Below are 13,034 nucleotides of genomic sequence, written 5' to 3'. Positions count from 1 at the left end.
GTTTTTAGCAGAAACATTATAGAATATATTTTTTTATTGTTTTAGCTAAACCGCCATTTTTATATTCAAACTCACTGACTATTGAAGCAACTTTTTTAAAATCATTATCTGCATTTTTCATAGCTATAACATTTTTAAAATATTTAGCTGTGCTTGCATCATTCATTGAATCACCGATGTGGACGCATTTGTCTAAATCTATATTTTTCATTTCAGCGAATAACTTATTAGCTAAACCCTTAGATGCATCTATTGCTGTTATTTCAAAATATGTAGCGTGGCTATCACCTGTAATAATATTGATTTTATCGTTATATTTATTTTTTAAATAGTCAATTACTTCATGTAATTTTTTTGTGTTTTTCGATCATAATATGACTTTGAAAATTTCTTTATTTAAATCAAGATTTTCAGGTTTTAGGCGTTTACCACCTTTTAATTTAATAATCATTCTGGTTATTAAACTTTTTGTAATAGTTAAATGTCTAAAATCAGAGTTTAGCACCATAACTAATTTATTTTTTTCTGATTTTTCTAAAATATCAGTTACAACTTCTTTTTCAATAGCTGTTGACTTAATTATTTTATTATCTAATTTAATTTTTGCACCATTTCAAGCAACTAAATTTTTATGGTCATTGAGTTGGCTAAGAATTTTATCTGTTCGACTATTTATACCTCTGCCAGTTGAAACAATTACTTCAATTCCATTTTGTCTGCATTCTTCAATTGCTTCGATATTTTCATGCGATAAATACCTTTGACCTCTTCTTTTTTTATCAAGTGAAGTTCCATCAAGATCGATAAATACCATTTTAATATTTTCTAATTTCATAATTATATTTTAGTATAAAACTATTGGTTTAAAACTGTAAAATGATAAGTTCTTGTTAATGTGTTCCCTTTTGTTTTTACTTTAACTACTAATTTTAATGTCTTATCATCGTCTGATCAATTATCTTCTACATCTATTTTTAGTAGTGGAACTTGAACATGTTTGGCTATTTTATTAACGATGAAATAAACAATTTCCTTGCTAATTTTTGGTTCTGAATTTTCATAATTAATGAAATTGTATACTTCAGGTTTTTTAATTTCAGGAAAAACATCATCGTATGTGGCTCCTTCGTATTCTATGATTTCTTCTATTGAAGAATTTGTTCCTTTTTTGCCTGTATTATTGTTATTTTGGTCATTTTTATTGTCGTCCGGAACTAAAAATTCACCTATTTTATTTCCATTACGGTCATATTTTATTTTTATTTTTTTATGGTTGTTATCTTTAGTTAAATCTTTATCTTCGTTTTTTTTCTTTAATGATACAACCGTAATTGGTACTGCTATGGCTGAGGCAATAACAATTCCCAAGGATATACCTAAAATTAATTTATTTCTTTTATTCATTATTAACCCTATACGTTTCTAATTCATTGTAGTTTGAAATTTTAAATGTTAATAATCTTTTGATATCTTCCTCGTTTAGTGAAATAAATTTATCATTTAAGGCGACAATTCCATTATTATTGTGGTCTAATTTCGCATCATTAACCTTATAATTCAACTGTACCATTCCATTTTGCGGATCAAGTATTGGTTTTTCAATTGAATATGAATTCGAAAAATTAATTAAATATGGTTCTGCATCTTTACTTGGTTGATAATAAAAAATAACATCATTTCAATATTTACCACTAAATGCAGGTGATATTTTTAATCCCGCTTTATCAGCATGACCCTTGACCATTTGTTTGCTAGTTGCGTCATAAACTAGCCTATCATTAGAGTAAAAGTTAAATTCAGCCATTCGTGATTCAAAAATATTATTGATATTTTCTCTATAAACTCCAATATTTCCTAGTGTTTCAAATGCTGTACTTTTCATCGCTAAAATCCCATAATTTGGTGTACTTTGGTTTCGGTGAAATGCCCCGTAAATATTGTGATAAACAACGGCTGATTTAATTACTGCTTCAGTGGCTTTTTTAAATGGATAATCATCTTGCGTGCTTTTTAAATTAAATAGTTTATTTGTAGTTGATTTATTATCAATATTAAATGAAGTTAGTTCGTTGTTTAAATATCCAACTCTTCTTTTGACTTTGGTTTCTGGATTAGAATAATAGTCAAAGTCAAAAGAATAGTAATATGGTATTTTAATACTTGCTTTATTTTTGATAAATTCTTTAGAGATTAAAGATGGTTTATTATTATGTTTTTTAACCATAATTGACCGTGGAATGTTTTCACTTTCATTAATTCCAACAGTCAAAACTAAATTATCAAAATCTTGAAATTTTATTCCTAATGTGCGGCTAGAAATCAATATATGGTGAAATTTAAACTTATCTCATTTTACATTTGGATAATCAGGGTAGCTGAAAAAGTTAAATCCATTATTATCTTTTGCTCCTTCGTAATCTTCCGGAAAATAATATGAATAAGCTAACTTCTTAAACTGGTTTGGTTGCAATAATTTATCATTAACAACTATAGACTCTGTATAATCACTATCTTTAAGATGCTTTTCATGAATTGGTACACTATAAGTTATAACTATATTAAATTCATCGCTCCCAAAATACTTTATAATTTCTGCCCTTGCTCTTAAAATAACATCTGGTGATTCATGCGGAAGATACTCAATTGGTTCAACAAAATCTTTAGTTGTATTGGGTTTATCAAATACTGAAATATTTTGAACTTCAAAGGTATAGGGTTCTAAAACAACTTCATTTTTTATTTCATTATTCTGATCTTTACCTATTATGGGTTCAATATTTATATTGCTTTTATCCTTATTTGCATATCTTTTTGAAGCTTCAAATTTATAAATGTTTTGTGACGAAAAAGCCTGTGTTTGGGCATTATTGGCAACATTATTAACTAGAAACATATATGTTAACTAAGTCCTTCATTGCTTCATTTCTATATTTATAAAATGTTGCTCGACAATATTTGTCTTCATATCAATATTTATCGGATTTAGGTTTATAAAATTCATTAATAATTATTTCTTTGTAAGCAGGCTTAAGATAATTTATTGATCTTGTTAGCTTAGATGGCGGTATAACTAATTTTTCATCATTATTTAACCTGCTCTCTTTAATACATTTCGTTAAAAATTCCTTTTTAATCAAGCTTTGTCGCTTCATTTCTTCTTTACATAACCTAATTATTAAATGTTTTAATTCTGTTGTATTCATGTTTTTGCTTTCTATTTTTATGTCATTCATTTTTTTACCTCCACTTACTTATGACGAAAATAATAAAAAAAATCTATTTTTGGAAAAAAATAGACAATTTATTATTTTTAAATAGTTAATAATTAATTATTGTGGCAATTTATTAACGCCAAAAGACATTATTTTTTTTCACTCAAAAGGCCATTTTACAGGTGTTTTGGTCGTTTTTTGGATAACTATAATATAGGATTCATCATTTTGTGAATTAATATATGAAAAGACTTTAATATCTTTTTTTATTTCAGGAAAAATATGAGAGATTTCTTTGAGTTCTTGCTTATAATTTCTACCCTTAGGCATGATAAAAAATCCATTAGGTTTTAGCAAGTGGTGAGCAAGCATAAATAAATTTTTAACACTAGTTACTGCTCTGGCTGTGATTAAATCATAATAACAATTTCTATTTTTTAGCCTTTCAACTCGTTCATTAAAAACATTAACAGATAAATTTAATTCAGTTGTTATATTTTTAAGGAAATTAACTCTTTTACCTAAGGATTCAACAATTTCCAAATTAAAATTATCATTGTAAATTTTTCAAGGCATAGAGGGAAAACCTGCTCCTGCACCTATGTCTAAAATAGTTTTATCCAGAAAATCATAACCATTATTTTCTAGAGTTTTACGAATAAGGATTGAGTCTAAAATGCCTTGTTTATAGATATCTTCGTGATTTTTATAGCCAGTTAAATTTGATTTTTGATTGCCTTCAAAAATCAAATTGGTATATGTAGATAATTTATCATTTTCATCTAAATTTAACATTTAATTTCAGATTCAAATTCTTCATAAAGCGAAGAAATTGAACGTCCTTCAATTGAAGCTAAAATAACATTTCCAAGGAAGAAACCTAATGAAACAACATCTAGCTTAGTGAATCTATTTATCATGTCTGAATGATCAATGGAGTCAGTAATTATAACTTTTTCTATGTTTGGATTTTCTTCAAACATTTCAAAGCCTTTCGTAAATAGTCCGTGAGTGGCTGCAACTATAACTTTTTTAGCTCCGTTTTCTTTTAACGTATTAACGGCTTTGATTATTGTACCTCCGGTATCAATAATATCATCTATAATCACAACATTTTGGCCTTTAACATCACCAATTAAACCCATAGCCTCTGCTTGGTTTGCGCCTGTACGACGTTTATCAATAATAGCTATTTTTACTGTATTAGCTATTAATTCAGCTAATTTACGTGCGCGAATTGTTCCTCCATGGTCTGGTGAAACAACCGTGAAACGATCTTTACTTTCGCGAATTCTTTTAGCTAAGGTGTAAGCCCCTCTTAAGTCATCTACTGGAATATCGAAAAATCCTTGAATAGCTGGGTTATGTAAATCAACAGCAATAATTTTTTGCACCCCTGCTTTTTCTAATAGGCCTGCAACTAACTTTGCACTGATTGGTTGACGTCCTGAAGATTTTCTATCTTGACGAGCATATCCATAATAACTTAAAACAACATTAATTGTTTTAGCAGAAGCTCTTTTTAATGAATCAACAAATAATAAAAGTTCCATTAAGTTTTGGTTCACCGGCATATGAGTGCTAGCGACCACATAAGTATCTTTACCACGAACGCAAGCTTCACTAACTAACATTGCTTCCCCATCGGCATAAACAGTTCTTGAAATTGGTGAAAGAGGAATTTTAACAATATCACTAATTTCATTACCTAAATTTTGGCAATTAGGCATAGCGAATAAAACTACATTTGAATCTTGTTTCATAATTAATCTCCTATTTAACAATGAATAAATTATATATTAATATTATTGTTATATTTATAAGTCTAACTGTAAAACTAAAAATTTTTAAAATGTAAAAACAGCCTTTTTTGGCTGTACTACAGTATTATTGTTTGCCTAAAGGTTTAATGATAATTTTGCCAATGAAATAATCAACTAGATATGAATTATCTTTTTTTACGCTTCCATCTATGATTTTATAAGCCAATATCGAATCTACATTGTTTTGCAAGTATCTTTTAATCGGTCTAGCTCCAAATTGATGATTATATGACATGCGAGCTATATAATCAATTACAGAATCGCTAAATGATAATGTAATATTATGGCTTTCTAAAACTCTTTGACTAACTTTAGAAGCTTCTAAACAAACTATTTCAATGATTGATTGCTCATCTAGCGGAGCAAATTCTATAACTTCATCAATTCTATTTAAAAACTCTGGTGTTAAAAATTTAGTTAATGCATCACGCAAATTCTTCTGTGCTATAGGCGTTTTGGCAACACTATCATTAATATTTAATGGATCGAATTCATCTTTAGCATTTAAATTTGATGTCATAATCACAATTAAGTTTCTGCAGTTTATTAATCTGCCTTGACTGTCAGCAAATGCACCATTATCTAAAATTTGAAGAAAAATATTTAAAACTTGTTTATGTGCTTTTTCTAATTCGTCAAGCAACAGAATTGTGTAAGGACTTTTTCTAATTTTATCAGCTAATGTATTGTGATCATCATAACCAACATACCCTGGGGGTGCTCCAATAATTTTGGCCACTGAATGAGATTCCATAAATTCACTCATATCTAATCTTAACATTTGCTTTTCACTTCCAAAAAGTAATGAAGCTAATTGTCTAGCTAATTCAGTCTTACCTACACCGGTTGGTCCTAAAAATAAGAAAGAAGCTAGTGGTCTATTTGGATCATTAATGTTAGCTTTTGCTCTTAAAATAGCCTTATTTACTACGTTAATTGCATCATCTTGCCCTTTTATTTTTTTCTTTAATTCTGCTTCTAAATTTAATAGTTTTGCTTTTTCATTTTCAAGTAATTTATTGACTGGGATATTGGTTCATTTGGAAACGATATTAGCTATTTCTTCGCTAGTTACAGATTCTTTGACCATTTTTACTTTGCTATTTTCGATTTCTTTAACTAATTTTTCAATTTTCTTTTCTTGTTCAGGAATATCTACATATAGCACTTTTGAAGCTTTTTCATAATCAGTTTCACTTTGATAAATTGTTAGTTTATGTCTTAAATCATCTAAATTATTACGGTATTTTGAAAGAGTTTCTAGTCTACTTTTTTCAATATTTCATTGAGATTGAATAGAATTTATTTCAGTTTCTAGGTGATTAACTTCTTCATTAATCTCGACCAAACGAGCTTGAGTTTTGGCATCTTTTTTGCTTGATAAAGCGATTTTTTCCATTTGTAAGCGAGCTAATGATTGTTTTGCTTTATCTAAAATTTCAGGTTCAAAATTCATCTCTGTCTTAATTGTTGCAGCTGCCTCATCTACCAAATCAATAGCTTTATCGGGTAAAAATCTATCTGAAATATAGCGACTTGATAACTTAGCCGCCGATACTAAAGCGTCATCATCAATTTTTACATTGTGGTAGTTTTCAAAACGATCTTTAATGCCACGTAAAATTGTAATTGTGTCTTCAACACTTGGCTCATCGACAATAATTTGTTGCATTCTTCTTTCTAAAGCAGCATCACTTTCAACATATTTGCGATACTCTGTAATCGTTGTGGCACCAATTAAATGCAATTTTCCACGCGCCATAGCTGGTTTTAAAATATTTGCAGCATCCATCGAACCGTTGGCATTTTTTCCTGTCCCAATCAAGGTGTGAATTTCATCAATAAATAAGATAATTTCCCCATTTGACTGTTCTACAGCATTAATAATCGATTTTAATCTTTCTTCAAATTGTCCTTGGTATGATGCACCGGCAATAACAGATGCTAAACTAATTTCAATAATATCCTTATTTTTTAAATTTTCAGGCACATTGCCTTCAACAATTTTTCTAGCTAAACCTTCAACTATGGCTGTTTTACCTGTTCCAGGTTCTCCGACTAAAACGGGATTATTTTTAGTTTTACGTGACAAAATTCTTATCATACGTCTAATTTCATCATCGCGGTTAATGACCGGATCTAACTCATTTCTAGCCGCTAAATCTGTCAAATTTCTACCATATTTTAATAAAACATTTTCTTTATTTTGTTGTTGATTGTTTGGCTCAAACATACTAAAATCAAAATTCATTCGGCCTCCTGTTTTTTTTATATATTCATATTTTAGCACTCTTATTGGTTGACTGCTAAAATATTTTATAATTTTTTGAGTTTTGATAAAATGATTTTATGAGATTAAGAAACGATTCAAAGGCACCTGAAAAACTTAAGGCATTTAGTAATTTTATTGATAAAAATCAATATCCACTTCAATTAAATAGCAATATTATAATTGAAATTGGCATGGGTAAGGGCGATATGCTTTGTGCATTGGCTGAAAAAAATCCTGATAAAACATATATTGGATTAGAAAAATTTGCTACTGTTGCGGCAAAGGCTGCAAAAAAAGCCGATAAATTAAAATTAAAAAATCTTTTTATAATATGCGATGACGCTGAAAACATTAACGAAATCTTTCAAGGAACCTGCAACACTATATGACTAACTTTTAGCGACCCTTGACCAAAAAAAAGACATTTAAAAAGAAGGCTAACATATAAAACATTTTTAGAAAAATATTCTTCTATTATGAATAATGATTCTATTCTAATGTTTAAAAGTGATAACGATGGTCTTTATAATTACTCTCTTGAATCGTTACAAGAAAATAAATGGCAAATTATTGATTCTGGCGATAATCTGCACCAAAGTAAGTATTCCGGCAATAATTGTATGACTGAGTATGAACTAAAATGATCATCTCAAGGAAAAAATATTAATTATATTGTATCCAAAAAGCCTGTGGTATAGATATTTTGTCAAAATATAAAAGACACAATTATGTATCTTTTATATTTTTTTAGCTCTTCCTAAACAATAATAAATGCATTAAATATTGAAGTTTTATATTATATTTAGAATTTAAATTAAACTTAATTTATTGTAATATTGTATTTTACAAGTTCTAAAATTAATTAATTTAAATTCTAAATATAAATAAAAAAAATAACTGTTTGCAGTTAATTTTTTTATTTTAATAAATCAGTTTAGCTTGAATTCTTGACCTTTTTAAGTCGATATCAATGATTTGAATTTTAACATTATCGCCAACCTTTAAAACTTCAGAAGGGTGCTTAATAAAGTGGTTTTTGTCTTTTTTCATATTTGAAATATGGACTAAAGCCGCTTCCTTAAGCCCGATATAAATAAAAGCACCAAAATCTGTGATGTTTAAAACACTACCTTCCAAAATCATTTCAGGTTTTAGGTCTTCGATTTTTAAAATGTCTTTTTTAAGGATATAACCATCTTTACCATCCCTAATATCTTTAGTTGGATTTAATAAAGAATCAATAATTAATTGAATATCATAAGTATTTGAATTTAATTCTTTAGCAAGATGTTTTACATCTTGTTTTTTTAATAATTCTTTATCAATATTTTCTAAGTCTAAATCAATTAATTTCACTAGCTCATAGGCTAATTGGTAACTTTCAGGGTGAATTGATGTACGATCAAAAAAGATTTTTGAATCATGAATTCTTAAAAAACCTACTGACTGCTCAAAGGCTTTAGCTCCTAAACCTTTAACTTGTTTAAGCTGATTGCGGTCACTAAATTTGCCTTGTTCTTCACGATAAGCAATTATGTTTCCAGCTAATTTATTGCTTAAACCTGAAATAAAAGTCAAAATTGTTTTTGTGGCAGAGTTAAGATCAACACCAACCATATTAACAACTTTATTTACTTTGAATTCTAAATTTTTACTTAGTTCTTTTTGGTCAACATCATGTTGATATTGACCAACTCCAATGGCTTTAGGATCAATTTTAATTAGTTCATTAAGTGGATCTTGGAATCGACGACCAATATTTATGGCTGATCTTTCTTCAACGCTAAGTGATGGGAATTCTTCAATTGCGATTTTTGAAGCTGAATAAACAGAGGCACCAATTTCGCTTACAATTGCGTATTGCGTATTAATATTTTTATTAATTTTACGACGCAATTCTAAAAATTTTGCGATAAATTCCTCAGTCTCACGTGAAGCTGTACCATTACCTATAACGATAATATCGATAGGATATTTATCGCATAATTTTGCTAAAATGCCTGCAGCTTCCGCTTTTTTGTTTAATGGTGCATTTGGAAAAATAATGTCTTTTTCTTTAAAACTGCCTTGTGGATCAAGAATAGCAACCTTGCATCCATTCACATAAGCTGGGTCAATGGCTAAAATCCATTTATCCCTAACTGCGGGTCATAAAAGCATATTTTCTAAGCTTTCGCCAAAAAGAATTATGGCTTCTTTTTCAGCTCTTGCAAATAAATCTGCCTTAATTTCTCTTTCGATTGAAGGGTAAATTAGTCTATCTAGCGCATCGATTAACGAAGCTTGAATTATTTTTCCTGTGCGAGGTATCTTGAAATATTTATTGTTTAAGTTGTAAAGAATTGTTTTGGTTTCGTAGGCAAAAGAATATGAAAGAATTTTTTTATCTTCGCCACGTGAAATAGCTAAAACACGGTGGTTTGGGATGCGATTTGCTCTTTCTTGAAAATCATAATATTGAGCAAAAACTTCTTTTTCATCTTCGGCATTTTTCTTAATTTTAGTTACAATAAAGCCGCGATTATAGATATAGTCTTTAACATATTGTCTGGTTGTAATATCTTGTGAAATGATTTGAGCAATAATAAATTGGGCTTGTGTAATTGCAAATTCACGGTTGATAATTTTATCGCCATCAACGTATTTATCAGCTTCATGGTATGGATTAAATTTTTCATCGGTGCTATTCATAATAGCTAATGCTAATGGTTCTAAACCTAAAGCAATCGCTTCGCTTGCTTTAGTTTTTTTACCAACTTTAAATGGTTCATAAATATTTTCAACTTCTGCCTTAGTTTGTGCTTGATTAATTTTATTTTCAATTTCAGGATTTAATAATCCCTTATCTTTTAAAACAGAAATAACGTATTCTTTACGTTCAATTAATTCGGTTTCATAATCAAACAATTTCCCAATTTCTTGGATTATTTCTTCATTTAATCCACCCGTTTGACCTTGACGATATCGTGCAATAAAAGGCACAGTTGAGCCTTCATTAAGCAAATTTAAAACTGTTATAACTTGCTGGTTATTAATATTTAATTTTTTGGCAACTAGATCGATTGCTATAGACATTTTTTCTCCTTTTTTGGTATTTATATATTTTACTAAAATAAAAATTTATAGAAATTTTTGTGTAAAAATTAAAGCAATTTTTCTAACTAAAAATACATTCTAAAGACTTGTTTTTATTAAAAAATAGTTTTATTTATGAATTGTTTTTGTCTAATATCAAAAAACATAAAAGTATAGTTTTAAGTAAAAATAATACAAAAACTAAATTTTTATAATTTCAATCATCCATTAATAAATGAATGTCTAAAAAAAGCAATTCATAATATAATTTAAAATATTTTAATACACATATGAATTGGTAAAATCTAGAATATTGAGAGAGGAAATATGCTTTTTGATAAATTACATATTATGTATATTGTTTTTTCCCTTACTAGCACAATAGGAATTTTAGCCGGGGGATACTTTATTAAAAAGGATAAATGAAGAAATTGATTTTTATTATTTTTTGGGCTTGGTTCATTATTAATACATTTATCGCAAATGTATTATGACCTTTTCACTAATTATATTGATAAAGAAGGAATAATTGGTTATTATACGCAAATTGTGCCTTATTGGCCTTGTAACTTTTTTAGCTTATTTATAGCTATTTTAGCTTTAATTAAAAATAAAAATACCTTCTTTTGAAGGCATTTTGCAATCTTTACTGCTTGAGGGGGAATATTTGGGACATTAGTCGCAACATTTTACCCAACATTTTATATTTTGGCTTCTGAAGCAAAAAAAGAATCTTATGACACTTACAAATCAATGTTTTCGCATACATTTTTATTAATTGGATGCTTGTATTTATATGTTGGAAAATTTGTAAAATTAAGAGTTTCAAATGTTTTGTCATGGTTAGCCGGATCAGCTTGCTTAATGATTATTGGTTTGATGCTAATAGGATTATTTAAAATTTCTGAATATAAATATAAATTGGTATTTACCACATCAGTTTTATTTATTCTTGAATCACCAGTAGAAGAAGTTCCTTGATTAATTGGACCTATGATGTCCTTATTGGTAGCACCAATAATTTTCTTAGCCGGGTTAATTGCAGAATTATTTTTACCCAAAGAACAAAGATTTTATAAAACTGCACCCATTGTATGAAATTCTTTTAAAACTAAATTAGCTAATAGCAAAGTAAAGAAAGATAAAAAAGAAACAAAAGAAATAAAATAATTCTTTTTAATTAATCATTAATATTTATTTAAAATGCAAATCAAGAACGACTTTTATATTTTCTTGATTTGCATTTTAAAATTGAAATAATTATAAGACTTCTAAAATATTTTCATTAACTAAAAAGCTCTTTAAACCAACTATAATTATGCCATTTTCATCTCTTTTGAGCTCAATATTATCTCTAACAATGATGACTTTTTTAAATGAATCATTGACTTTGTTCAATGGCCTTTTTTCTTGGCTGATTTTTTCTGGATCTCATAAAGAAAAAGCTGATTGGATATAGATCTTATTATTGCCCCTATTAGCCACAAAATCTATTTCTATATTTTTTTTGCTATAGGTGTTATTTTGGTTTTTTTCATTTATTTCTACAACTCCGACATCGATTTGATAACCTCGAACCTTGAGCTCATTATAAATTATGTTTTCCATAATGTGAGTGGGTTCAATTTGTCTAAAATTAATTCTTTCATTTCTTAATCCCATATCACAAAAATAATATTTATAAGGTGAAGCAATATATTTTTTGCCTTTAATATCATATCTAGTACTTTTATATATTAAAAAAGAATCTTCTAAAGCTAATAAATAATTTTCAACTGTGTTTCTAGATATGTCTTCAATACGATTTGATTTAAAATAATTAGCCAACTTTAAAGGACTTGTTAAAGATCCAATATTTGAAGAAATATAATTTAAAATTTCTGTTAAAGCATTTTTATTTTTAATCTGATATCTGGATTCTATGTCTTTCAAATAAACCTCTTTAGAGAGATTTTTTAAATAATCTATTTTACTTTCTGTATCTTCAATTTTAGTTATAAATGGCAAACTACCATAAGTAATAAATCTATCAAATGCAATATCAAAATCCACCCCTTCAAAAGCACTATAAAATTCACTAAAACTAAGCGGGTACAGGTGAATTTGATCACCGCGACCTCTAAATTCCGTTGCGATATCATTTGATAACATTTTTGAATTAGAGCCAGTTACATATAGATCAATATTTTTATATTGCATTAAGCTGTTTAATGTTTTAAAAAAATCCTTAACTTCTTGTATTTCATCTATAAAAATATAATATTGATTTTCATCTTTAATTTGGTTAAGTATATGATGATAAAGAGCTTTTGCATCCAATAAATCCTCATTTTCAAATTTATCCATTGAAAGTTGAATAATATGACTTTTGTCTATTCCTATGGAGATTAGATAGCTGTAAAATATGTTATTTAATAAAAATGATTTTCCACATCTTCTGATACCAGTTATGATTTTAACTAATCCGTTATTCATTTTGCTTATTATTTTTTTTAAATACACATCTCTTTTAATAATCATTTTATCCTCCCGTTGAAAATTATTGCTAGTTTTGGACTTAATTTTCAATTATATTATACTAAAATATTAATTTTATGCAATCCCATTGAAAATTATTGCTAGTTTTGGACTTATTTTTCAATGGTTTTTTAT

General features: G+C 27.8%; 11 protein-coding genes. 2 read left to right on the top strand and 9 right to left on the bottom strand.

The features are described from left to right. Positions 1-16 precede the first annotated feature (16 nt). The 7 genes from T385_RS0102880 to T385_RS0102850 form a co-directional block, all read right to left on the bottom strand. Positions 17-835, bottom strand: coding sequence for an HAD-IIB family hydrolase (locus T385_RS0102880; protein WP_029906359.1), 819 nt, complete (start codon positions 833-835; stop codon positions 17-19). A 20-nt stretch (positions 836-855) separates the two neighbouring features. Then, complete coding sequence (locus T385_RS0102875) at positions 856-1,404, bottom strand: MHO_1590 family protein (protein ID WP_029906357.1); 549 nt, start codon at positions 1,402-1,404, stop codon at positions 856-858. Further along, the gene (locus T385_RS0102870; RefSeq protein WP_029906355.1) at positions 1,397-2,893 is read right to left on the bottom strand and encodes an MHO_1580 family protein; all 1,497 of its coding nucleotides are present in this window, start codon (positions 2,891-2,893) and stop codon (positions 1,397-1,399) included. The genes T385_RS0102875 and T385_RS0102870 overlap by 8 nt, the downstream gene beginning before the upstream one ends. Then, the gene (locus T385_RS0102865; protein WP_029906353.1) at positions 2,880-3,233 is read right to left on the bottom strand and encodes an MG284/MPN403 family protein; all 354 of its coding nucleotides are present in this window, start codon (positions 3,231-3,233) and stop codon (positions 2,880-2,882) included. Before T385_RS0102865 ends, T385_RS0102870 begins: the two co-directional genes overlap by 14 nt. A gap of 96 nt (positions 3,234-3,329) precedes the next feature. After that, entirely contained in the window at positions 3,330-4,007 is a 678-nt protein-coding gene (gene rsmG / locus T385_RS0102860; RefSeq protein ID WP_029906350.1) for a 16S rRNA (guanine(527)-N(7))-methyltransferase RsmG, read from the bottom strand. Continuing rightward, positions 4,001-4,975, bottom strand: coding sequence for a ribose-phosphate pyrophosphokinase (locus T385_RS0102855; protein WP_029906348.1), 975 nt, complete (start codon positions 4,973-4,975; stop codon positions 4,001-4,003). Before T385_RS0102855 ends, rsmG begins: the two co-directional genes overlap by 7 nt. A 124-nt stretch (positions 4,976-5,099) precedes the next feature. Further along, the gene (locus tag T385_RS0102850) at positions 5,100-7,286 is read right to left on the bottom strand and encodes an ATP-dependent Clp protease ATP-binding subunit (RefSeq protein ID WP_051677976.1); all 2,187 of its coding nucleotides are present in this window, start codon (positions 7,284-7,286) and stop codon (positions 5,100-5,102) included. Positions 7,287-7,384: 98 nt separating this feature from the next. Between T385_RS0102850 and trmB the strand changes: the two genes are divergently transcribed. After that, positions 7,385-8,005: a tRNA (guanosine(46)-N7)-methyltransferase TrmB gene (trmB, locus tag T385_RS0102845; RefSeq protein WP_029906344.1), complete on the top strand. Its 621-nt coding sequence runs from the start codon at positions 7,385-7,387 to the stop codon at positions 8,003-8,005. A 223-nt stretch (positions 8,006-8,228) separates the two neighbouring features. Here the strand turns inward: trmB and T385_RS0102840 are convergent, their stop codons facing one another. Further along, on the bottom strand, positions 8,229-10,382 hold the full coding sequence (locus T385_RS0102840) for a helix-hairpin-helix domain-containing protein (RefSeq protein ID WP_029906343.1): 2,154 nt from the start codon (positions 10,380-10,382) through the stop codon (positions 8,229-8,231). 327 nt (positions 10,383-10,709) lie between these two features. Here T385_RS0102840 and T385_RS0102835 point away from each other — a divergent pair, with 327 nt between their 5' ends. Next, complete coding sequence (locus T385_RS0102835; RefSeq protein WP_029906342.1) at positions 10,710-11,552, top strand: hypothetical protein; 843 nt, start codon at positions 10,710-10,712, stop codon at positions 11,550-11,552. 90 nt (positions 11,553-11,642) lie between these two features. On the opposite strand, the gene T385_RS0102830 is transcribed toward T385_RS0102835, so the two are convergent. Next, on the bottom strand, positions 11,643-12,902 hold the full coding sequence (locus T385_RS0102830) for an ATP-binding protein (protein ID WP_029906341.1): 1,260 nt from the start codon (positions 12,900-12,902) through the stop codon (positions 11,643-11,645). Positions 12,903-13,034: the final 132 nt, after the last annotated feature.

The sequence above is a fragment of the Mycoplasmopsis opalescens ATCC 27921 genome, from assembly GCF_000712185.1.
Taxonomy (GTDB): Bacteria; Bacillota_I; Bacilli_A; order Mycoplasmatales; family Metamycoplasmataceae; genus Mycoplasmopsis; species Mycoplasmopsis opalescens.
The sequence above is the reverse complement of the archived record's forward strand: the minus strand, read 5'-3'. Positions and strand labels throughout refer to the sequence as shown.